This window comes from Phytomonospora endophytica (assembly GCF_014202425.1).
GTDB lineage: Bacteria > Actinomycetota > Actinomycetes > Mycobacteriales > Micromonosporaceae > Phytomonospora > Phytomonospora endophytica.
Window position 1 is genome coordinate 14,138 of sequence record NZ_JACHGT010000008.1, and the last position, 22,118, is coordinate 36,255.

Sequence of the window (22,118 nt, forward strand, 5' to 3'; positions counted from 1 at the left end):
CGGTCGAGGAAAGGCTATGGGTTCGTCCACATTGGTCGGAAGTGACTTTGGTCGGTGCCGCCGCTTCACCTGTGAAGTGAATAGATGACCCGACTCGCCGCATTCGTCCCCATCGCACAGTGCCGCCGTTCGCCCAGCGCGATCGGCGGTTCGGACCGGGGACCGGTCCCCCGGCGCCGGTGGTGTGCTGCGAGGTGCCGTCCGACGCGGAAGGACACCTCCGATGACGTCCGAAGACGAGTACGAGAAGGCCTTCTGGAAGAGCTTCGAGGAGGCCCTCGACGACGACCTCGCCACCGAGATCACCCGCCACGGCGCCGCCGAGACCGGCGTGCGCGAACTCGCGAAAGACCTCACCGAGCGCATCGCGCAGGAGCTCGCCGCGATCGGCCCGGAGGGCTGGACGGCGATGTCGGCGACCTTCGCGCTGACCGTCGGTGAGGCGGCGGCCGAGGTCGTGTTCACCGACGGGCGGCAGTCGGTCCGCATCGACCCGCGCGCGGTCCTGCCGCTGGCCCGTGAGCTGCGCGAGCTCTCCGCACGGCTCATCGAGGGCCCGTGGTGGCGTTTCCACCTGCGACTGTCGAACCAGGGCCGCCTGGAGACCACCTTCGACTACGGCGACGAGCCCTTCCCCGACCTCTTCCCGCCCGAGGCCTACCGCGCCGACATCGCCGCCCACCCGCGCCCGTCGGTGCCCATGTGGCTCGCCGCCTACATCGGCCACGGCGACCGCCAGCGTCGCGACCCGCGCGAGGCCTTCCGCCGGGCCCGCGCCGACCGTGCCGCGAAGATCTCGCCGGTCCACTCGACCCGCGACTTCCCCACACCGTCGGCGACCTGGGCGCGGTGGGCGCTGATCGCGTCGGCGTTCGTCGCCGTCGGCTCGGAGTGGGGACCGCGCATGGGCGTCTCCGCCGGGACCTTCGAGGGCTCCAAACGCGGCGGCTCGACCCTCGCCACACTCCCCGGCGGCCGGATGGTCCTGTCCGGCGGCGTGTGGAACGACCCCGCCCTCGCCGCCGCCTACCAGGCCGGCGGCGACCTCCCCGACCTCTTCGCCGGAGCCCCCGACTGGGTCGCCGACCCGGTCCTCAACCACCGGGCCGCCGCCGGGATGCTCTCCTTCTGCTACTGGTCACCCGACGGCGAACGCTGGTACCGCGGCGACTCCCCGCCCGCCACCGGCCTCAGCGAGGCCGTCCCCGGCGTGTGGACCGCCGAGACCGTCGTCGACATGGTCGCCGGACTCACCGGCGACAACGGCGACGAACTCCACCGCGAAGCCGTCGCGCTCCTCTTCGGCGCCGCCGAGGAGGCCGCCGTGTCCCGCGAACTCCTCGCGCTCGCCTACGGCGACGACGCCGACATCGACGGCGCCCACTACGAACTCATGCTCGCCGGACTCGTCGCGACCGCGCCCGTCGAGGAGATGAGCGCCGAGGAGGCGATCGTCCGCGTCCGCGAGCACATCCTCGGGCTCGGCCTCGACACGCGCGGCTACCCGCTGTCGGAGCTGACCGCCGACCGCTTCAGCGTCGGGCACCTCGTGTTCGTGCCCACGAGACCCGGCGAGATCGCGATCGGCCGCGCCCTGTTCTACGTCGGCGACGACGGCGTGCTGGAACAGTCCTCGTCCTCGATCGCGCCCTCGCGCTACATCGCCGACTTCGAGAAGCGGTACGCCGAAAGGCACGGCGGCTGACCCCGGGCGGCGCCCGCCGCCCGGAGCCGCCGGTCAGGACTTGATCCGGCGGACCTCCTGCGGCCAGCCGCACCCCTCGGCGATCCGGGCGCCCCACATCCTCGCCGTCTCCTCGTCGGGCACGTCGACGATCGTCAACCCGCCCAGGTACTCCTTGCTCTCGACGTAGGGCCCGTCGGTGACCAGGACCGCGTCACCGGTGGGGTCGGCGGCGAAGACCGGGCCGTCCTCCTCAAGGCCGCCGGCGAAGACGAACTGCCCCGCTGACTTGATCTCCTCGATGACCGCGCGGACCAGCGGGCCGCGCTCGGCGAACCATGCGGGGGTGTGGTCGCCGACCCACCGCTGGTTGAAGTAGATGAGGTACTCGGCCATGCTGACTCCTCTGCTCGACCGGCCTGAGCGCCGGTGTCCACCCGGTCTACGAACGGGACCGGCCGGATCCGACGGGCTCGCCGAGAATTCTTCCGCGGAAACGGCCGCGCCCTAGGCCCCGCCGCGCAGATACGCCACGACCGCGAGGACCCGCCGGTGGTCGTCCTCGGCCGGGGGCAGTTCCAGCTTCGTCAGGATCCCCCGCACGTGCTTGCCGACGCCCGCCTCGGAGAGGAACAGCCGCCGCGCGATCGCCGCGTTCGAGCGGCCCTCGGCCATCAGCGCCAGTACCTCCTTCTCCCGCGCGGTGAGACGCTGCAGGGGATCCCGCCGCTGCGCCAGGAGCTGGCGGACGACCTCGGGGTCGACGACCGTCCCACCGCTCGCGACGCGCTCCAGGGCGTCGCGGAACTCCAGGACGTCACCGACGCGGTCCTTGAGCAGATACCCGACGCCCGTGCCGGTCGTGGAGTCGAGGAGTTCGGCGGCGTAGGTCTGCTCCACGTACAGGCTCAGCACGAGGACGGGCAGGTCAGGCCGCTCCGCCCGCAGCTTCAAGGCCCCGCGCAGCCCCTCGTCGGAGTGGCCCGGCGGCATGCGCACGTCGGTGAGGACCAGGTCGGGGCGTTCACGACGGGCCGCGTCGATCATCGCCTCGGCCGTCCCCACCGACGCCACGACCTCGTGCCCGAAACGCTGGAGGATCGCGGTGATCCCCTCGCGCATCAGGACCTCGTCCTCGGCGAGCACGATTCTCAATGACTCGGTTCGAACCGGCACGGCAGCTCCACACGCAACAGGGTCGGCCCCCCTCTGGGGCTGGCGACCATCAGTGTCCCGTCGTGCACGGCGACCCGGTCGGCGAGTCCGGTCAGGCCGGAGCCGCGTTCGGGGTCGGCGCCGCCGTGCCCGTCGTCGCGGACCTCGATCCACAGGTTGTCGCCGACGACGCGCCCGCGCACCTCGCAGCGCCGGGCGCCGCTGTGCTTGGTGACGTTGGCGAGGGCCTCGCTGACGGTGAAGTACGCGGTCAGTTCGACGGCCGAGTGCAGCCGCCCGGGCAGCTCCAGGTCGACCGCGCAGGGCACGACCCCGCGCCCGGCGAGGTCGCGCACGGCCGCTTCGAGGCCCCGGTCGGACAGCACCTTCGGGTGCACGCCCCGGATCAGCTCGCGCGTGTCGTCGAGCGCCAGCCGCGCCTGCGCCACCGCCTCCTCCAGCGACGCCGACAGGGGCGAGCCCGGCGGCATGTCGAGCCGCATCAGGCCCAGCCGCATGATCAGCGCGGTCAGGTGCTGCTGGGCGCCGTCGTGGAGGTCGCGTTCGATGCGTCGGCGCTCCAGTTCGAAGCTGTCGACGAGCCGCGCCCGCGAGCGCGTGACCGCGATGAGCCGGTCGCCGAGTTCCTCGTCGCGGGGGGCGAGGACCGCCCGCGCGAGGGCGCCGCGCGCGCCGGCCCACGCGGCCAGCACGTACAGCGAGCACACCGCGAGACCCAGCCCGAAGGGCACGCTGATCAGCAGCATCGGGATCGGGTTGTACTCGTCGTAGATCCCGAGGATCCCGACCTGCACGGGCACGTAGAAGCACAGCGCCAGCACGCCCAGGTCGACCCAGCACAGCACCAGCACCGACATCGCCGTGTAGGCCAGCTCCCGCCAGGTCGCGGCCTCCTTGACGCGGGTCAGCAGCCACGAGCGGTAGCCGGGCGCCGACGGCCGCCGGTGCGGAGAGACGATCGGGTCGCGGTCGATCAGCCGCAGCCGCCACCGCTCGAAACCGCCGACGAGGATCCCCGACAGGGCCGCCGCGAGCAGCACGCCCACACCGAAGAGCACCACGAGTAGCAGCAGCCCGGCAAGGACGAGCCCGGCCAGCGCCAGGCAGAACACGGCTCCGACGATCCCCCCGCCGAGCAGGTAGGCCGCCGAGCGCCACGGCCAGGCCGAACGCAGGAACACCGAAGGCCGCTGCGTCATGGCCTGCAGCGGCGTGTGGGCGGCGATCATGAGGGCAACGCTATCGGCGCGCGACGCGGGAAACAGTAGGGCTGGCCATACCCTTTTCGTCGGGCTGGCCGCACTGTCGTTTCCCGCCCGCCGGGCTTGAGTTGGGCCATGACCACGTCAACCGTTTCCCCGGCCCGCATGCGCGAGGCCGTCGCCCTGTGGGGCGTGTCGAAGACCTACGGCGCCGGCGAGCACGCCGTGACCGCCCTCGACCGCGTCACGGTCTCCTTCCCGCGCGGCACGTTCACCGCGATCATGGGTCCCTCGGGTTCGGGGAAGTCGACGCTGCTCCAGTGCGCCGCCGGGCTCGACCGGCCCAGCGAGGGCGGTGTCCTCGTCGGCGAGACCGACCTGGCGCGGCTGTCCGAGAAGGCCCTGACCCTGCTGCGGCGGGAACGGATCGGTTTCGTCTTCCAGGCCTTCAACCTGCTCCCCGCGCTCACCGCCGCCCAGAACGTCGGCCTGCCCCTGCGCCTGGCCGGGCAGCGCATCGAAGCCGGCCGCGTCGAGGCCGCCCTCGGCGAGGTCGGTCTCCGCGACCGCGCCGGGCACCGGCCCAGTGAGATGTCCGGGGGGCAGCAGCAGCGCGTCGCGATCGCCCGCGCCCTCGTCACCCATCCCGAGGTGATCTTCGCCGACGAACCGACCGGCGCCCTCGACACCAACACCTCCCGCGAGGTCCTGGCACTCCTGCGGAAGGTCGTCGACGCCTTCGCCCAGACCGTCATCATGGTCACCCACGACCCCATGGCCGCCGCCTACGCCGACCGTGTCGTGTTCCTCGCCGACGGCCGCGTCGCCGACGACTACCTCGCCGTCCGCGACACCCACGCGCCCACGCGCGGCCACCGCGCCCAGCGCATCGCCACCCGCATGGCCCAGCTGGAAGGCGCGAACTGATGCACGTCCTGGCCACCATCCGCAGCCGCTGGACCGGTTTCCTCGGCACCATCGGCGCCCTCGCCCTCGGCGTCACCATCGTGACCGCCGCGCTGCTCGTGCACGTCTCCGCCCAGCCCGGCGTTCCCGTCCGCTACGAGGCCACCGGCGTCATCGTCCACGGACCCCTCGCCGCCGAGAACCCCGGCGGCCACCGCCCGGCGATCCCCTGGACGGCCGAGCGCACCGCCGACCTGAGCGGGAAACTCGCCGGCGTCGACGGGGTTTCCCAGGTCGTCCCCGACTACTCCTTCTACGCCCAGGCCGTCCTCGACGGCGAACCCGCCGGCGACGCCCGCGCCGACCCGCAGGGCCACGGCTGGTCCAGCACCCTCCTCGGCGGTGACCGGCTCACCGACGGCCGCGCGCCCGAGGCGCCCGGCGAGCTCGCCGTCGGCGAGGACACCGGCGCCTCCGTCGGCGACGACCTGACCGTGCTGACCGCCGCCGGGCCCGTCGTCTACCGCGTCGTCGGGACCGTCGACGCCCCCGGCTTCCACGTCACCGACGACGAGGCCGCGAAACTCGCCGACGGCGTCGCCGTCCTCGGCCTGCTCACCGAACCCGATGCCGACACCGCCGCCGTCGACGCGGCCGCCACCGCGATCCTCGGCGACGAGGGCGTCGCCCTGCACGGCGCCGAGCGCGTCGCCTTCGAGCCCGAGAGCCACACCCGGACCCGCTGGCTCGGCACGCAACTGCTGACCGCCATGACGGTCCTGTCGGCCTTCGCCGCCGTCTTCGTGGTCGCCTCGACCTTCGCCTTCGGCGTCGCCCAGCGCCGCCGCGAACTCGGCCTCCTGCGCACCATCGGCGCCACGCCCGGCCAGATCCGCCGCATGCTGTTCGGCGAAGCCCTCGGCGTCGGCCTGATCGCCGCGGTCATCGGCGTCGTCCTCGGCATCGGCCTCGCGCCGATCCTGGGCGGACTGCTCGTCGACGCCGAACTGGAACCGCCGGACTTCTCCGTGCGACTCGCGGCCTGGCCGCTGCTGGTCGCGGGCGGGGTCGGCATGATCGTCGCCTTCCTCGGCGTGTGGGCGGCGTCCCGGCGGGCCGCGAAGGTCAGGCCGATGGAGGCGCTGCGGGAGGCCAGCGTCGACGCCAAGCCCATGACGCGCGGACGCTGGATCCTCGGGACCCTCAGCCTCGCGGCCGGTGTCGGCGGCGTGGTCCTGGCCGCGACGGCGGGAGCGGAGGATCTGCTGAACTACTCGATGATGGCGGCGATCGCGCTGATCGTCGGGCTCACCCTCTACGCGCCGGTGATCATCCCGCCGGTCGTACGGCTGGCGTCCTGGCCCTTCACCCGCGCCAAAGGCGCGACCTGGACCGTCGTGCGGGAGAGCACCCTCGTCGCCGTCCGCCGGGTCGCGTCGACGGCCGCGCCGGTACTGGTCACCGTCGGCTTCGTGGTGCTCCTGGCCGGAATGGTGCAGACCATGAAGGGCGCGATGAGCACCGACCTGGCCGCGCAACTGCCCGCCGAGGTCGTCGTCTCGCCCGAAGGCACGCCCGGTCTGTCCGACGCCGCCGTCGACGCCCTCCCCGGCGACGCGCTGCCGGTCATGACCGTCGACGCCTACCTCGACGGCGAGGCCTTCACCGTGACCGGCCTGCGCGGCGACGTCCCGCCCGGCACGATCCGCATCGTCGAGCCCTACCTGGAGACCCTCGGGCTCGCCGACGGCGACGAGATCACCCTGACCTTCCCCGACGGCGAGCCCGCGACACTGACCGTCCAGGCCGGTGTGGAACCCGAGGGACGGGCCGCCGAGGAGATGTACCCGACCGCCGTCATCGTCGACCGGGAAACCCTCCGCGAGCTGGCGCCCAACGCGCTCACCGAGGTCGTCTACGTCAACGGCGCCACCGTCGGCGAGGCCGCCGCGGCCGTCCCCGGGATGGGCGCGCTGGCGCTGGACACCGAGTCCTTCGCCGCGCACGCCGACGAGCGCGAATGGGAGCTGCTGCGGGTCTTCATGCTCGTGCTGCTGATCATGGCGATCGGCTACACCGCCCTCGCCATCGCCAACACGCTGATCATGGCCAACGCCGACCGGCGGGGGGACTTCGCCGTCCTGCGCCTGTCGGGAGCCGTCAACGCGCAGGTGCTGAAGGTCGTCGCGGTGGAGACCGTGCTCGTGGTCGCCGTCGGCACCGGACTCGGCCTGCTCGTCGCCGTCGCCGCCCTCGAAGGCGTCCGGCGGGGCCTGGAATCCTCCATCGACGCCGACGTCGCCATGGCGATCCCGTGGGACTACGTCGGCATGGTCATCGGCGCCTCGCTGGTCCTCGCGCTCGGGTCGAGCCTGCTCACGGCCCGCACGGCCCTGCGCACGCCCGCGGTCCGGCTGGCGGGGATGAAGGAGTAGTCACCCCGGCCGAAGACGTCCCGCCGAGTGCCGCTCGATCGCGGCGAAGACCTCGGCGGGACCCGGCCGCACCCACGCCAGGCGGCAGAGCACGTAGGTCCCGCTCGCCGGGCGCTCGCCGCCGACCTCGGCGAAGAGGAGCCCGTCGCGGATCAGCACCGCCGTGACCTTCGGCCAGGCGAAGCGCACGAAGTCGCCGTCGGCCTCGGCGACGGCGATGCCCCAGGCGTCGACGACGAGCCGCCGGGCGGCGGTGTCGGGCGCGGCCGACCACACCAGCAGCGCCGCCGTCCACGGCACCATCAGGCCGAGCACGCCCATCGGTTCGAGGGCCTCCTCGACCGCGGGGATCGCGACGGCGAGGGGGAGCACGCCGACGGCGGCGGCCAGGACCCGCACCCGGCGCCCCCACCGGGCCCGTCCCGGCGGCGGCGCGGAGATGAACATCGCGTCGGCGGGGTCTAAGGCGAATCCGCACATGTCGGGAAGTCTAGAGCCAAACCATCCCATCGACCGAGGTGCCCGACCCCACCTCGGGCGCACCCCGACGCGCGCACATCAGGCCACACCAGCCACAATCTCCCCTCCCGGACGGATATCGCCCGATCGACGCGTGACCCCCACCCGTCGTCGGCCGTTGAACACGGCGGAGGGAATAGACACATGCCGCGATCACGCACGCGCAGCGACTACAGTCCACAGGAACCGCCGCCGCTGGAAGCACCGCCGCAGGTCGTCGAGGTCGTCGCCTGGCAGATCGCCTCGCGGACCTGGTGCACGCACCTGCCCGACGCGCTCCTCGGCGTCCAGTGCGACTCGTGCGGCGAGCAATGGCCGTGCGACGCCTGGTACGTCGCCGACGACGTCATCACCGACTGCCTCGACGACTCCCGCGCACCCCGCCGGACGGAGGTCGACGCGAGCCTGACCGTTCCGTGAAGGGGTCGAGGGTTCGCGCGCCCGGCCGTCCCGGGTCCGGTGCGACGGGCGCCTCGCGGTGGGGACTCCGGGTTCCTCGGTCTCGCCGGGCGTTCCGGCCGCCGGGTCCGGAGCCTTGGCCTGGTCGCCGTCGGCGCGTGGTCCGCGGGTGGACATCCCACCCCGCCGCCACCGTCGTGAAGAGCCATGGCGCCCTCGCCCGTCGAGACCGACGGTCTAAAGTTGCGCGTATCTCACTCAACCCCGCCTTGACACCGGCCCATCTCCGAGCCAACATTGAGTCCGGTCCACTCAACTTCCAATAGGGGGAGCTACACCATGGCACGTGCGGTCGGCATCGACCTCGGGACGACGAACTCCTGCGTTGCAGTGCTCGAAGGCGGCGAGCCCACGGTAATCACCAACGCGGAAGGCTCGCGCACGACCCCGTCCATCATCGCGTTCGCGAAGAACGGCGAGGTGCTGGCCGGCGAGGTCGCCAAGCGCCAGGCGGTCACGAACCCCGACCGCACCATCCGCTCGGTCAAGCGCCACATGGGCGAGGACTGGTCGGTCGACATCGACGACAAGCACTACACCCCGCAGGAGATCAGCGCCCGCACGCTGATGAAGCTCAAGCGGGACGCCGAGGCCTACCTGGGCGAGTCGATCACCGACGCGGTCATCACCGTCCCCGCCTACTTCAACGACTCGCAGCGCACCGCGACGAAGGAGGCCGGGGAGATCGCGGGCCTCAACGTCCTGCGCATCATCAACGAGCCGACCGCCGCCGCGCTGGCCTACGGCCTCGACAAGGGCGGCCAGGAGCAGACGGTCCTCGTCTTCGACCTCGGCGGCGGCACCTTCGACGTCTCGCTGCTGGAGATCGCCGACGGCGTCATCCAGGTCAAGGCCACCAACGGTGACAACCACCTCGGCGGCGACGACTGGGACGACAAGGTCATCGACCACCTGGTCAAGACCTTCAACGGCCAGTACGGCATCGACCTCGCGGCCGACAAGATGGCCATGCAGCGCCTCAAGGAGGCCGCGGAGAAGGCGAAGATCGAGCTGTCGGCGGCGACGCAGACCTCGATCAACCTGCCCTACATCACCGCCGGTCCCGAAGGCCCGCTGCACCTCGACGTCAACCTGACCCGCGCCGAGTTCGAGCGGCTCACCTCCGACCTGCGCGAGCGCTGCCGGAAGCCCTTCGAGTCGGCCGTCAAGGACGCCGGCATCAAGCTCTCCGAGATCGACCACGTGATCATGGTCGGCGGCTCGACCCGCATGCCCGCGATCGCCGCGCTCGTCACCGAGATCCTCGGCCGCGACCCGCACAAGGGCGTTAATCCTGATGAAGTAGTTGCGGTCGGAGCGGCACTTCAAGCCGGTGTCCTCAAGGGCGAGGTCAAGGACGTCCTCCTGCTCGACGTGACCCCGCTGTCGCTGGGCATCGAGACCAAGGGCGGCATCTTCACCAAGCTCATCGAGCGCAACACGACGATCCCGACCAAGCGCTCGGAGATCTTCACGACCGCCGACGACCACCAGCCCTCCGTGCTGATCCAGGTCTTCCAGGGCGAGCGCGAGATCGCCGCCTACAACAAGAAGCTCGGCACCTTCGAGCTGACCGGCCTGCCCCCGGCGCCGCGCGGCGTCCCGCAGGTCGAGGTCACCTTCGACATCGACGCCAACGGCATCGTGAACGTCTCGGCGAAGGACATGGCGACCGGCAAGTCCCAGGCGATGACGATCACCGGCGGCTCCTCGCTGCCGAAGGACGACATCGAGCGGATGATGCGCGACGCGCAGGACCACGCCGACGACGACCGCAAGCGCCGGGACGACGCCGAGGCCCGCAACCTCGGTGAGACCTGGCAGTTCAACACCGAGAAGCTGCTCGCCGAGTCCGGGGACAAGCTGCCCGAGGACAAGAAGGACGAGATCAACGGCGCCCTCTCGGAGCTGAAGTCGGCGCTTGGCGGTTCGGACGTCGAGGCGATCAAGACCGCCACGGACGCCCTGATCAAGGTCTCGCAGGAGGCCGGCGCGGCGATGTACGCGGCCCAGCAGGCCGCCGGTGAAGGCGCCCCCGGCGCCGAGGGCGCGGGCGCGCCCGGTGCCGAGCAGCCGAAGGCCGACAAGGGCGACGACGTGGTCGACGCCGAGATCGTCGACGAGGACGACAAGAAGTGACCGATCCGAAGGCCGACGCCGTCCCGGCGGAGGAGGAGACTCCTTCGCCGGGTGCCGGCGAGAGTTCGGGCGAGGCGGGCGGCGAGGAGCTGAAGAAGCTCGCCGCCGAACTCGATGAGCGCACCAACGACCTCAAGCGGGTCACCGCCGAGTACGCCAACTACCGTAAGCGCGTCGACCGGGACCGCAAGCTGGTCGCCGACCAGGCCACGATCTCGGTCGTGACCGGGCTCCTGCCGGTCCTCGACGACCTCGACCGGGCCCGCACGCACGGCGATCTGACCGGCCCGTTCGCGTCGGTCGCCGAGCAGCTGACGGGTGCGTTGTCGCGGCTGGGGCTGGCCGGTTTCGGGGAGAAGGGCGACGCCTTCGACCCCAACCGGCACGAGGCGGTGGCGCACATGCTGTCGCCGGAGGTCACCGAACCGACGTGCATCGACGTGATGCGGCGGGGTTACGAGCTGGGCGACCGGCTCGTGCGGCCCGCGCTGGTCGCGGTCGCCGACCCGGCCCCGGCCGAGGCGAAGACCGTCGACGAGGCCGCGGACACCGCGGACGCCGCCGCCTCCGAGGAGCCGAAGGCCGCCGAGGACAAGCCCGCCGAGGGTGAGTCGAAGGAGGAGCCGGAGGCTCCCGCGGCCGACGCGGAAGCCGCCGGTGAGGACGCTGCCGAGGTGAAGGACGAGGCCGCCGAGGCCGAGCCCGCCGCCGAGGAGGCCAAGCCGGCCGAGAAGCGCAAGCCGAGCCCGCACCCGAAGCCCAAGGCACCGGCCGAGGACGACGGGGCCAAGGGCGAGGCCGAGACGGAAACCGGCTCCGGCGAAGAGAAGTAGCGTTCGATCGAGCACACTGGACAGAGGGAGGGGAGGCGTCCGATGGTCTCACGTGACTGGATGGAAAAGGACTTCTACAAAGTTCTCGGGGTTCCCAAGGACGCCCCCACCGCCGACATCAAGAAGGCGTACCGGCAGCTCGCCCGCGATCTCCACCCGGACCACAACCCCGGCAACACCGGGGCCGAGGACCGGTTCAAGGAGGTCTCGGAGGCCTACACGGTCCTCGCCGACGACAAGAAGCGCCGCGAGTACGACGAGATGCGTTCCCTGCTGGGCGCCGGGGCCTTCCGCCGCGACGCCCGCATGGGCGGCGGCGCGACGCCCTTCGACCTGAACGACCTGCTGAACCAGGCTCGTGGCGGGGGCGGTTTCGGCGGCACGAGCCCCGGCGGGGACGCCGGTGGCTTCGGTGACATCTTCGGCAACCTGTTCGGGCAGGGCCGCCGTCGCAGCGGTCCCGCGAAGGGGCGCGACGTCGAGGCGGCCGTCGTCCTGGAGTTCGCCGACGCGGTCAAGGGCACGACGCTTCCGTTGACCCTGCGCGCTCCGGGCGTGTGCGACACCTGTCACGGTGACGGCGCGCGCCCCGGTACGACGCCGGAGACCTGCCAGACCTGCCACGGCCTGGGGATGGTCACCACGAACCAGGGGGCCTTCAGCTTCTCCGAGCCCTGCAAGGACTGCCAGGGCGTCGGGACGATCGTGCGGGACAAGTGCCCGGAGTGCAAGGGCAGCGGCGGCGTGACCAAGACCCGCACGCTGACCGTGCGAATCCCGGCCGGTGTCGACAATGGACAGAAGATCCGGCTCGCGGGCCGCGGCGAGCCCGGTGAGCGGGGCGGCCCGACCGGTGACCTCTACGTGCTGATCACGGTCCGGCCGCACGAGTACTTCGAACGCAAGGGCGACAACCTCGTGCTGAGGGTGCCGGTCACCTTCCCCGAGGCGGCCCTCGGCACCGACGTGCGAGTGCCCACATTGGACGGTCCGGTGACCGTGCGGGTCCCGGCGGGGACGCCGAGCGGACGCACCCTGCGGGTGCGCGGCCGGGGTGTCCCGCTGCGCGACGGTTCGCCTGGCGGGGACCTGCTCGTCACCGTCGAGATCGAGGTTCCGGCCGAGCTGTCGCCGGAGGCGCGCGAGACCCTGGAGAAGTTCGCCACGCAGGTCCCGCCCGCCGGAAGGCACCGGCTTGAGGACCGCATTACGGACGAAACGGGTTGACGTCGCCGCCTCGCTGAGCGAGGGTGACGACGAGCGAGCCGACGAGGAGGTGTGACGCTCAATGGCCGAGGTACATGAGATCTCGCCCGACTCGAAGGTCCTGGTGATCTCCGTGGCGGCCAAGATGGCGGGCATGCACCCGCAGACCTTGCGTCAGTACGACCGGCTCGGACTCGTCCAGCCGGACCGGACGCCGGGCGGCGGCCGCCGTTACAGCGTCCGGGACGTCGCGCTGCTGCGCGAGATCCAGCGACTGTCCCAAGAGGACGGTGTGAACCTGGCGGGGATCAAGCGCATCATCGCGCTGGAGAACCAGGTCAGCGAGATGCGCGGGCAGCTCACCGAGCTGGTCGCGCACCTGGAGGAGGCCCGCGCGCACCTGGACGAGCTGGAGGCGCTGGCGGGACCGTTCGCGCTGCGCCGGATGTCGCGGATCCCTGGGAACGCGCTGCTTCCCTGGCCGATACAGCAGTAGAACCCGTCCATACCCGCCCGCCCGGTTCTCCTCCCCGTGTGGACGGCGGGCTACCGCCACGGCGGCGAGGCCTGGCACGTCCTCATCAGCGCCACGACCGGTCAGGTCGTCGGCCGGCGGCCGTACAGCGCCTGGAAGATCGCGTCGCTGGTCGGGTCGGTGCTGGCGGTGGTCGCGGTCCTGATCGGGGCGATCGTGGTGTCGCGCTAAAGATCCCCTCAAGGTTTCCCGCCCTCCTCCGTGCGAGCCTGGATCCGTGAGCGACCAGAACCGGCGGATCCCGCCCACCACGACCGCCGAACTAGAAGCCCTGGCCCGGGAGCACATGCCGCCCGGGGAGGCCACGTACTGGCTCTCGCTGCCGCGTCCCGCGATCCGTTTGCGTCATGCCGAACCCGGTGACGCCACCGTCGGCTTCCTGTCCGGCGATCCGGCGCTCGATCCGGCCGAGTCCTGGCCCGCGACCGCCGACGGTCGTACGCTCACGCACCAGCTGACCCTCGACCTCGCGGCCCTGCCCGAGACGGGTCTCGACCTGCCGTCGGGTGGGTTGTTGCAGTTCTTCTGCTTCGCGCCCGAAGGCAATGATCCGCTCGTGCGCCACATTCCCGCCGGAACCGAGGTCGTGACCCGGCGGGGCCCGGAGGACGACATCTACCGCCGGGACGCGATTCCGATCGCCGCGTCGGTCGAGATGACCGCGCCCCGAAGCGACGACCATCCCTACGTCCGTTGGCTCGACTGGGAGGACGACGAGCCCGGCGAGGACGAGGACGACGACGAGGAGCCGGCGTCGCGGGCCGAGCTGTGGGAGGAGGCGATCGGCACCGCGATCCCGTCCCGTTACCACCTCGTCGGCGGTTACGGCGTCGATGTGCAGGGCGGCACCTACTTCGCACCGAGTGCGCAGCCGGTGCTCGTCCGCACCGAGGCCGGTCTCGTCCCGGAGACCGAACTGCCGGTCCTGCTCGTCCAGCTCGACAGCGACCACAAGGCCGGGATCGGCTGGGGCGACATGGGAATCGGGCACTTCCACCTCGATCGCGCCGACCTGGCCGCCCGCCGTTTCGACCGGGTCGCGCTGTCGTGGTCGTGCTTCTAGGAGTTGTGCTTCGCGACCAGCCCCGGCAGTTCGTCGAGCGAGTCGATCCGGAACGTCGCCTGCGCGGCCACCTCGGGCATGTCGAGGATGTACCCCCACGGCCCGCGCCGGATCAGGCACGTCCGCAGACCGGCGGCCACGGCCGGCCGGACGTCGTTGTCGGGCCGGTCGCCGACGTACAGGATCGTCGACGGATCCCCGCCGCCCACGGCGATCACGCGCTCGAAGAAGCCCGGCTCCGGTTTCGCCACGCCCCAGCCCGCCGACGTCGCGATCACGTCGACGGCGAGCCCGAAGTCGCGCAGCGAGGCCTCGGCGTGCTCCGGCTGGTTCCCGGCGAGGCCGACGAGCAGGCCCTGGTCCTTCAGCGCGGCAAGGCAAGCGCGCGCGTCGGGGTAGAGATCGCTTTCGGTGAAGGACTCCGCGCTACCGGCGGCCGCGCGAAGCTCCAGCTCGGTGTCGTGGTCGAAGTCGGGCCGGAAGGCGCGGAAGGTCTCCCGGAAGTCCAGTCCACGGGCGATGACCGAGCCGAGCACCGCCGAGAGCGTGTGCCGGGGTACGCCAAGCCAGTCGGCCCACGCGTCGAACTCGTGGGACTCGTCCAGGATCGTTCCGCCGACGTCGAAGAAGACCGCCTCGATCATCCGACTCCTCCGCTCGCCAGGACCGCCACGATGATCTTAAACCCCGGCACGATGTCCGCCGGAGACCATTGGGGCGTCTCCGGCGGACCGGCGCGGGCCCCGGAGGCGGTCCGGGGCCCGCGTCCCGTCAGGAGATCCGCACGTCGTCGACGGCCCAGTACCAGTTGTTGACGCCGACCAGCCGGAAGCCGATCCGGACGTTCGTCGCGCCCGAGGGAACCGCGGCCGTCACCGTCTCGGTCCCGTTGACCGAGTCGGTGCTGTAGGTGCGCAGAACCGTTGCGGCACCGCCGTTCCAGCGGGCGAGCAGGTAGCCGCGCTGGTCGCCTTCGTGGCGGTACCAGTGGGTCATCGTGACCTTGACGGCGGTGCCGGAGACCGTGCGCGCGGGTGTCCACAGTGTGGAGTCGAAGGTCTTGCCCGTCGCGTCGGACCTGTCCGCCCACTCGTCGCAGTCGGCGACGGCGATGGTGCCGCGGCCGCGCACGAAGGTCTCGCGGCCCTGGCCGCGTTGCGCCGCCGACCAGAAGGCGTCGCTGGTGAGTGACCAGCCGCGCCACTCGGTCATGCCGCCGCTCATCGCGGTGTTCTCGCGCGTCCAGCCCGAGGGCAGCGCGGCCGTCCAGCCGAGGATCGAGGCGTCGACGGCCTCGTCGACGGCCGGGCCGAGCGCCACCGTGTCGAAGGGGTCGCTCGACACGACGGTGGCGGGCCGACCGTCCGCTGTGGACGGTGCCGCCACGCCGAGGTGGGCGAGGGCGGTCGCGGCGACGTCGACCAGCCGCGTCGTCTTCGGTGCCGCGCGGGTGATCCCGTCGCCGGTGAGCAGGACGAAGGTGGTGCGCTCGTCGGGACTGTTGCCGCCGTGGCCGCCGCCGGGCGTGTGCCCGTGGTCGGTGGTGACGATGATCCGCCAGCTCTCCTGGGCGCGCGTCGGCCGCGCGTTGACCGCCGCGACCAGCCGTCCTATGTAGCCGTCGATGCGCGCGATCTCGTTGAGGTAGGTCTGACTGGCCGCACCCGAGTTGTGGCCGACGATGTCGACCTGTCCGAAGTAGACGAAGGACGCGTCGGCCCGGTCGTCGCGCAGGTGCGCCGCGGAGAGGTCGGCGATGGTCCTGTCGTGCCCGACGTAGCCGTCGGCGTCACCGTCGAAGACGTGCCGGGTGTCGATCGCGGTGCCGAGGATGCGGTCGGCGATCGGCTTCCAGTCCACGGCGGCGTAGGTGTCGAGACTCGGTCGGGCGGCCTTGGCCCGCGACACCCAGTCCGGGAAGGAGCCGAGGGCGTTGCCACCGAAGGAGTTGTCGACGACCTTGTGCTTGTCGGGCCAGACGCCGGTCAGGATGGTCGCCCAGCCGGGGCCGGATGAGGTGGCCGCCATCGGGGCGGCGTAGAGCAGGCTGCGGCCGTCGATTCCGTTGGCGCGCATGGCTTTCAGGTGAGGGGCGTTGGCCGCGTCGATGCGGGTGGCGAGCAGCCCGTCGACGCCGATGACCAGGACTTTCGGCGTCAGTGCGGCGGCCGAGGCCGAGCGCGGGAGTAAGGTCGCGCCGACGGCGGTGATGGCCGCGGCGAGTGCGGTTCTGCGCTTCACGGACGTCTCCTTGATTGGTTCGGACCAGTTGCGCGAATGTTACCGATGTGAGGGTGAACGCGCGAGAGGCCGCGCACGGCGGTCCGATGAACACCCCGAAGGGCGCTCGTAACCCGGTGTTCCTAGGCTGGCGGCGTGTTGGCGACTGGACCGGTGCGCGACGGCGTGCCCGAGCACGGCAGGGTGCCGAAGTACTACGCGGTGAAGGCGCGCCTGCTCGCGCTGCTGCCCGAACTCGGCGAGGGGACGCCGCTGCCGCCCGAACGCGAACTGGCCGCCGACTACGGCGTGAGCCGGGCGACCGTCCGGCAGGCCATCTCCGAACTCGTCCTCGAAGGGCGCCTGTCGGCCCACCAGGGCAGAGGAACCTTCGTCGCCCAGCCGAAGCTGATCCACCCCCTCGACCTCGTGTCCTACACCGAAGCCGTACGCGCCATGGGCCGCGAACCCGGCCGCCGCCTGGTGACCAGCGAAGAACTGACCCCGGACGGCGAGCTCGCCGAGTCCCTCCACATTGGAGCCGACGAGAAGGTCATCCACCTCGAACGCGTACTCCTCACCGACGGCGAACCCACCGGACTGGAGTCGACGTACCTGCCGTCGAGGCGGTTCCCCACGCTCCTCGACGTCTTCGACCCCACCGAGTCGCTGTACCGCTGCCTGCAAGACGACCTCGGCGTCGTCTTCGCCGAAGCCGACGAACAGATCGAGACGGCCCTGGCCAGCCCACGTGAGGCACAGCTTCTCGGGACGAACCCCGCACTGCCGATGCTGCTGCTGCACAGGGTGTCGTACGACGCCGATGGAGCCCCGATCGAGCGCGTGCGGACGCTGTACCGGGGAGACCGGATCGGGTTCGCGACGAAGCTGCGGGGGTAGAGGCGGGCGGGTCAGGAGGTGGAGGCGGCGGGGAGCTCGGGGTGGTTTTCTCGGAGCGATCCTGGTCCGGTTCGATCGCACCGATCTCGGCCACCGGGGTCCAGTCGGCCCACCGGCAGATGTCCGGCATGGCCGCGAACCCGTCGTGGTCGGCGACCGGCACGACCGAGGGGAGCCCGAGGGTTGGGCACTACTCGGAGCAGACGACGGCGGTGGGGTCACCCCGTCCTTCGGTGATGCGCAGGCGGTCAGCAGAAGGGCGGCGGCCGGCGCGGCGATCGCGGTGAGTGGTGGTCCACGCATCGTGCCGAAACTCCTTGGGCGACGGGCGTTCATCGGCGAGTGTGGGCCGCGGCCTTCGAATTCGGCGCGGCTCTGCGCGGACGCGAAGATCTCGTCGAGTAGCCGTGCTCATGATGGCAACGGCGAGCGCGACCCCCTCCGGCTGAGCCAGCACGAGACCCGCGAGCGACAGGCCGATGCCCAGCGTGAGCCCGACGATCTCCCAGCCGACCGCGGCCTCGTTCGTCGGCACGCGAGCGTGGATCGCCGCCACCAGCGCATCCCTCGTCGCCAGGCCGATCTCGTGGTCGACGTATCCGTGGGACGACTCGCCGACGACCCGAATCTCGTCGACGCCGTCGCGGTAGGTGGTGTGGCGGTCGGCGAAGGGGGTTCCGGCGGTGAGGGCGGGTGTCCCGGTGACCGACTCGCGGATGAGGGCGACGGCCTTGTCCTATGCGGCGAAGGCTGAGGTCAGGGCCGCTTCGGCCGGTGCGGCGAGGGATCGCTCGCGGTGTGTCCCGGCCCGTAGCCTCAGTTCGATCCCCTTGGCGTGTCGGCGACTTCGTCAGCGCGCACCGTACCGGTCGTCGCCCATCGCGCCGAAAGTCACGACCAGGTAACAGGTCTGAACCTTTCGGATCGGTTCATCCGCCGGTCATCTGGCGGGCACCAGGCCGTCCCCGCGCGCCGGAGAAGCTGGCCCTCGTCAGCGAACGAGGGAGCGATCTTGCGCATCATCATTGTCGGCGGCGGCGTCATCGGCACCATGCACGCCTACGAGGCCGTCGCCCGCGGCCACGAGGTCGTCCACCTCGAAAGGGAGCGCGAGGCGCGCGGCGCCAGCGTCCGCAACTTCGGGCTCGTCTGGGTCTCCGGCCGCAGTTCCGGCCTGGAACTGTCGACCGCGCTGCGGGCCCGGGAGCTCTGGGAGGCCATCGGTGCGGAGGTTCCCGGTGTCGGGTTCCGGCCGACGGGCTCGCTGACGCTGTGCCGCAGTGACGCCGAGGTCGCCGTCGCCGAGCACGCCGTGTCCACGTCGGACAGTGGCGAGCGCGGTTTCACGCTGCTCGACCCGGGCGCGGCCCGGGCGCTGAATCCCCTGCTGCGCGGCGACTTCATGGCCGCGCTGCACTGCACGACCGACGCCGCCGTCGAATCCCGCGTCGCCCTCCCGGCCCTGCGCGCGCATCTCACCGCGTCCGGCCGCTACACCTACCTGCCCGGCCGCGAGGTCCGCGACGTGTCCACAGGGGAGGTTCGCGACGACCACGGCGAGGTCCACCGCGGCGACCAGGTCGTCCTCGCCACCGGCGCCTGGTTGTCCGGCCTGGTGCGGGAACTGGCCGGGCCCGCCCTGCCGGTCCGCCGCGTCCGTCTGCAGATGATGCAGACCGCGCCACTCGGCGAGCGCCTCACCACCGCCGTCGCCGACGGCGACAGCTTCCGCTACTACCCCGGCTTCGACTCCCCGGCGCGCGACCGCATGGCCGCCGTCCAGCGGCAGCCGGAGATCGCCGCCGCGCACAAGATGCAACTGCTCGTCGTGCAGCGCCTCGACGGCGGGCTCACCATCGGCGACACCCACGAGTACGACGAGCCGTTCGCCTTCGACGTCGTCGAGGAGCCCTACGACCACCTCCGCGCGGTCGCCGAGGAACTGCTCGGCAGGCCGCTCCCGCGCGTCCGCCGCCGCTGGGCCGGCGTGTACGCGCAGGCCACCGAACCGGGCCGCATCGTCCACCGCCAGTCGCTCGACGAGGGCGTGCTCCTCGTGACCGGCCCCGGTGGCCGCGGCATGACCTGCTCCCCGGCGATCGCGGAGACCACGGCGGCCGAGCTCGGCTGGTGATCTTGTTACCTTCGTCCACGAGTGCTCGTCATAGGGGTGACGACCGAGAACGGTCGCCGACGAGTGGATGGAGAACGACAATGCTGACCGACATCATGTACGCCACGATCTATGTGACCGACCAGGACCGCGCGCTGAAGTACTACACCGAGGGCCTCGGCCTGGAGAAGCGGCTCGACTTCCCGGGCCCCGACGGCCGTTTCCTCACCATCGGTGTCCCCGGCAGCACGGTGCAGATCATCCTGTGGTCGCATCCGGAAGCGGCGGGGCAGCCCGGCGGCGAGGGCGCGCCCGGTCCGCTCATCCTCGAATCCGCCGACCTGCGCGCGGACTTCGTGGCCATGCGCGAGCGCGGCGTCATCTTCGAGGAACCCGAACCGGTCGACTACCCGTTCGGAGTGCGCGTGGAGGCCGTCGACCCCGACGGCAACCGCATCTCGCTCCGTCAGCCCCTGAAGCCGTGACCGCCGGCCCGTCAGGCCCTGTGGCCGAGGCGTTCGAAGCCCAGCGGGACCGGCTGCGCGCCGTCGCCTACCGCGTGCTGGGCTCCCACGCCGACGCCGAGGACGCCGTCCAGGAAGCCTGGATGCGCCTCGCCCGCCAGGACGAGTCGGCGATCGGCAACCTGGCGGGCTGGCTGACCACGGTCGTCGGGCGGATCAGCCTCGACCTGCTGCGGGCCCGCCGTCCCGAGACCGCTTACGAGCGAACGGATCTGGTCGTCACGGCCGCCGACGGGCCCGCGCCCGACGAGCAGGCGCTGCTCGCCGACGCGGTCGGTGTCGCGATGGTCGTCGTGCTCGATGCGCTCACCCCGAGCGAGCGGCTGGCCTTCGTCCTGCACGACATGTTCGCCGTCTCCTTCGCCGAGATCGGCCAGATCCTGGGCAAGTCCACGGATGCCGCCAAGATGATCGCCAGTCGCGCCCGCCGGAAGGTCCGCTCGACGGACCGCCCGGCGGGCCCCGGCCGCGAGCATCAGCGGGTCGTCGAGGCGTTCACCGCGGCCGCCGTCGGCGGCGACTTCGAGGCGCTGCTGCGCGTCCTCGACCCGGACGTGAAGCTGACCGTCGACACCCCCGCCGGGGTCGTCGTCACCCTCGGCGCGACGAAGGTCGCCGCGGGGGCACGCATGTTCGACGGCGGTTCCGTCGCCCGGCAACGGCCCGTGCTGGTCAACGGAGTGCCCGGCCACATGTCCTGGGGGCCCGACGGGAAGCCGCTGTCGGTCATCGTCTTCACGGTCGCCGACGGCCGGATCACCGGCATCCGGATCGTCGTCGACCCGGCGATGCTGGCCGGGATCGACGTGCCCGCACCGGATTGAGGCGCGGTCATTCCCCGAAGGAGACCGCGTCGACTGCCGAGGTCGTCGCGTCGGTCAGCGCCGACTCGCCGCACCCGGCGAGGGCACCCACGACCTGCGCCGGCTCCGGCTCCTTCTTCGGTGTGCGAGGCGGAGGCGACGGCCGGGGAGCCGGTGGTGGCGGAGTCCGGCCCTCGCGGAAGCCGTGCACGGCGAAGGCCAGGGTCTCGCCGTTGTCGAGCAGTGTCGTGCCGTCACCGAGGGCCCCGAGCAGGCCCCACAGACCGGTCTCCTGTTCGCCGATCAGCCGCCCGATCTCCTCGGGCCAGGCCGGCGCGGCGGGCTCCGGATCTTCGATGGCGGCGCGGATCCGTGCCGGAGCCGGACGCGCGGCCGGGTCCTTGACCAGGCACAGTTCGATGACGGCGCGGATCCGTGCCGGGACGCCGGTGAGGTCGGGCTCGGTGTGCACGACCTTGTACAAGGTCTGCGGCGCCGAGGAGCCGTCGAAGGGACCGGCTCCCGTGCACGCCATCGCGAGCACCGAACCGAGCGCGAAGACGTCGCTGACCGGTCCGACCTTCGCGCCTTCGGCCTGTTCGGGCGACATGTGGCCGGGCATGCCGATGAGCCAGCCGGTGTGGGTGATGTCGGTGCCGCCGGGTGCGTCGGTGGCCCGCGCGATGCCGAAGTCGATCACCTTCGGGCCCCGCTCGGTCAGCAGAACGTTGGAGGGCTTGAGATCCCGGTGCACCAGCCCGGCCCGGTGGATCGCGACGAGCGCCGAGGCGAGCCCGGCGGCCAGTCGCAGCGCGGCGGCCTCGGGCAGCGGACGGGCCGCCGCGACGGCCTCACGCAGCGAGGGACCGGGCACGTAGGCCGAGGCGAACCACGGCGTCGGCGCGTTCGGGTCGGCGTCGGGGATCGCGAGGGGACCGGTCCCGTTCCCGCGATGGTCGTATGGGCCATGGATCCGGCCACCTACCTGCAAGATCTGATGTCCGCGCGGCTCGCCGCCGCCGAGCGGGAGCTGACGCTGGCCGGCGAGGTCCCGGCGCGGGTCCTCGGGTTCGCCCATCCGGAGACCGAGGCGCGGCTGACCGAGCCCGCCGACGACGTCAAGGACGCCGATCCCGACGCGCTGCGGGTCGTGCTGGAATGGCGCGGGATCGACTGCCTCGTCTGGGTTCGCACCGGTCACGAGCTGCGGTCCAACGGGGAACGCGGGGACGTCATCGTGGTCGCGTCGGCGGTGTGGCGGCGGCACCGCCTGTGCACGCACCGGATGCTGATGCCGAACCTGGAGCCCGGCCGGCTCGTGCAGGTCGACGCGACCGGCCTGCGGATCGACGTGGCCTGGCTGGAAGACCTGGCGCCCGGCGGGTGAGGAGCCGCCGGGCG

Annotated in this window: 22 protein-coding genes and 1 pseudogene; 15 read left to right on the forward strand and 8 right to left on the reverse strand. The window is 71.9% G+C overall.

The annotated features are described in order from the left end of the window. The first annotated feature begins 223 nt into the window (after positions 1-223). Entirely contained in the window at positions 224-1,705 is a 1,482-nt protein-coding gene (locus HNR73_RS18690) for a hypothetical protein (protein ID WP_203686216.1), read from the forward strand. A 33-nt stretch (positions 1,706-1,738) separates the two neighbouring features. Here the strand turns inward: HNR73_RS18690 and HNR73_RS18695 are convergent, their stop codons facing one another. From HNR73_RS18695 to HNR73_RS18705, 3 genes are all read right to left on the reverse strand, one after another. Beyond that, on the reverse strand, positions 1,739-2,080 hold the full coding sequence (locus HNR73_RS18695) for a YciI family protein (protein WP_184788819.1): 342 nt from the start codon (positions 2,078-2,080) through the stop codon (positions 1,739-1,741). A 111-nt stretch (positions 2,081-2,191) separates the two neighbouring features. Further along, positions 2,192-2,860 carry a response regulator transcription factor gene (locus HNR73_RS18700; RefSeq protein WP_184788820.1) on the reverse strand — a complete coding sequence of 223 codons (669 nt, stop codon included), beginning with the start codon at positions 2,858-2,860 and terminating at the stop codon, positions 2,192-2,194. Further along, positions 2,836-4,089, reverse strand: a complete 1,254-nt coding sequence (locus tag HNR73_RS18705; RefSeq protein ID WP_239122127.1) for a sensor histidine kinase — start codon at positions 4,087-4,089, stop codon at positions 2,836-2,838. Before HNR73_RS18705 ends, HNR73_RS18700 begins: the two co-directional genes overlap by 25 nt. A gap of 108 nt (positions 4,090-4,197) precedes the next feature. Between HNR73_RS18705 and HNR73_RS18710 the strand changes: the two genes are divergently transcribed. Then, on the forward strand, positions 4,198-4,989 hold the full coding sequence (locus HNR73_RS18710) for an ABC transporter ATP-binding protein (RefSeq protein ID WP_203686218.1): 792 nt from the start codon (positions 4,198-4,200) through the stop codon (positions 4,987-4,989). Next, positions 4,989-7,403 carry an ABC transporter permease gene (locus tag HNR73_RS18715; RefSeq protein WP_184788821.1) on the forward strand — a complete coding sequence of 805 codons (2,415 nt, stop codon included), beginning with the start codon at positions 4,989-4,991 and terminating at the stop codon, positions 7,401-7,403. The genes HNR73_RS18710 and HNR73_RS18715 overlap by 1 nt, the downstream gene beginning before the upstream one ends. On the opposite strand, the gene HNR73_RS18720 is transcribed toward HNR73_RS18715, so the two are convergent. Beyond that, positions 7,404-7,883: a hypothetical protein gene (locus HNR73_RS18720; protein ID WP_184788822.1), complete on the reverse strand. Its 480-nt coding sequence runs from the start codon at positions 7,881-7,883 to the stop codon at positions 7,404-7,406. A 183-nt stretch (positions 7,884-8,066) separates the two neighbouring features. On the opposite strand from HNR73_RS18720, the gene HNR73_RS18725 reads away from it, so the two are divergent. From HNR73_RS18725 to HNR73_RS18755, 7 genes and pseudogenes are all read left to right on the forward strand, one after another. Beyond that, the gene (locus HNR73_RS18725; protein WP_184788823.1) at positions 8,067-8,342 is read left to right on the forward strand and encodes a hypothetical protein; all 276 of its coding nucleotides are present in this window, start codon (positions 8,067-8,069) and stop codon (positions 8,340-8,342) included. Positions 8,343-8,660: 318 nt separating this feature from the next. Next, positions 8,661-10,520 (forward strand): molecular chaperone DnaK, encoded by a 1,860-nt coding sequence (gene dnaK, locus HNR73_RS18730; RefSeq protein ID WP_184788824.1) that lies wholly within the window; start codon positions 8,661-8,663, stop codon positions 10,518-10,520. Then, positions 10,517-11,029, forward strand: a pseudogene (grpE, locus tag HNR73_RS41205) (nucleotide exchange factor GrpE); the annotation flags it as partial. The gene dnaK and the pseudogene grpE, both read left to right, overlap by 4 nt. Before the next feature lie 366 nt (positions 11,030-11,395). After that, the gene (gene dnaJ / locus HNR73_RS18740; RefSeq protein WP_184788826.1) at positions 11,396-12,580 is read left to right on the forward strand and encodes a molecular chaperone DnaJ; all 1,185 of its coding nucleotides are present in this window, start codon (positions 11,396-11,398) and stop codon (positions 12,578-12,580) included. Between the two features lie 61 nt (positions 12,581-12,641). Beyond that, on the forward strand, positions 12,642-13,055 hold the full coding sequence (locus HNR73_RS18745; protein ID WP_184788827.1) for a heat shock protein transcriptional repressor HspR: 414 nt from the start codon (positions 12,642-12,644) through the stop codon (positions 13,053-13,055). A gap of 36 nt (positions 13,056-13,091) precedes the next feature. Further along, complete coding sequence (locus HNR73_RS18750) at positions 13,092-13,265, forward strand: hypothetical protein (protein WP_184788828.1); 174 nt, start codon at positions 13,092-13,094, stop codon at positions 13,263-13,265. A 46-nt stretch (positions 13,266-13,311) separates the two neighbouring features. Beyond that, positions 13,312-14,157 carry a DUF1963 domain-containing protein gene (locus HNR73_RS18755; protein WP_184788829.1) on the forward strand — a complete coding sequence of 282 codons (846 nt, stop codon included), beginning with the start codon at positions 13,312-13,314 and terminating at the stop codon, positions 14,155-14,157. Here the strand turns inward: HNR73_RS18755 and HNR73_RS18760 are convergent. Then, positions 14,154-14,801 (reverse strand): HAD family hydrolase, encoded by a 648-nt coding sequence (locus HNR73_RS18760; protein ID WP_184788830.1) that lies wholly within the window; start codon positions 14,799-14,801, stop codon positions 14,154-14,156. The genes HNR73_RS18755 and HNR73_RS18760 overlap by 4 nt on opposite strands. A 127-nt stretch (positions 14,802-14,928) precedes the next feature. Then, entirely contained in the window at positions 14,929-16,398 is a 1,470-nt protein-coding gene (locus tag HNR73_RS18765) for an alkaline phosphatase family protein (RefSeq protein ID WP_203686220.1), read from the reverse strand. A gap of 138 nt (positions 16,399-16,536) precedes the next feature. On the opposite strand from HNR73_RS18765, the gene HNR73_RS18770 reads away from it, so the two are divergent. Next, the gene (locus HNR73_RS18770; RefSeq protein ID WP_221331030.1) at positions 16,537-17,277 is read left to right on the forward strand and encodes a GntR family transcriptional regulator; all 741 of its coding nucleotides are present in this window, start codon (positions 16,537-16,539) and stop codon (positions 17,275-17,277) included. Positions 17,278-17,467: 190 nt separating this feature from the next. Here the strand turns inward: HNR73_RS18770 and HNR73_RS18775 are convergent, their stop codons facing one another. Then, complete coding sequence (locus tag HNR73_RS18775) at positions 17,468-17,833, reverse strand: hypothetical protein (RefSeq protein WP_184788832.1); 366 nt, start codon at positions 17,831-17,833, stop codon at positions 17,468-17,470. 456 nt (positions 17,834-18,289) lie between these two features. On the opposite strand from HNR73_RS18775, the gene HNR73_RS18780 reads away from it, so the two are divergent. From HNR73_RS18780 to HNR73_RS39090, 3 genes are all read left to right on the forward strand, one after another. Continuing rightward, positions 18,290-19,411 carry a TIGR03364 family FAD-dependent oxidoreductase gene (locus HNR73_RS18780; RefSeq protein ID WP_184788833.1) on the forward strand — a complete coding sequence of 374 codons (1,122 nt, stop codon included), beginning with the start codon at positions 18,290-18,292 and terminating at the stop codon, positions 19,409-19,411. Between the two features lie 80 nt (positions 19,412-19,491). After that, a complete protein-coding gene (locus tag HNR73_RS39085) occupies positions 19,492-19,875 on the forward strand; it encodes a VOC family protein (protein WP_203686222.1) in 384 nt (127 codons plus the stop codon). Positions 19,876-19,895: 20 nt separating this feature from the next. Beyond that, positions 19,896-20,738 (forward strand): sigma-70 family RNA polymerase sigma factor, encoded by an 843-nt coding sequence (locus HNR73_RS39090; protein WP_239122128.1) that lies wholly within the window; start codon positions 19,896-19,898, stop codon positions 20,736-20,738. A 7-nt stretch (positions 20,739-20,745) separates the two neighbouring features. On the opposite strand, the gene HNR73_RS18790 is transcribed toward HNR73_RS39090, so the two are convergent. Further along, the gene (locus tag HNR73_RS18790; protein WP_203686226.1) at positions 20,746-21,708 is read right to left on the reverse strand and encodes a serine/threonine-protein kinase; all 963 of its coding nucleotides are present in this window, start codon (positions 21,706-21,708) and stop codon (positions 20,746-20,748) included. Between HNR73_RS18790 and HNR73_RS18795 the strand changes: the two genes are divergently transcribed. Then, positions 21,670-22,104, forward strand: coding sequence for a hypothetical protein (locus HNR73_RS18795; RefSeq protein ID WP_221331015.1), 435 nt, complete (start codon positions 21,670-21,672; stop codon positions 22,102-22,104). The two genes, HNR73_RS18790 and HNR73_RS18795, sit on opposite strands and share 39 nt — an antisense overlap. Positions 22,105-22,118 lie beyond the last annotated feature (14 nt).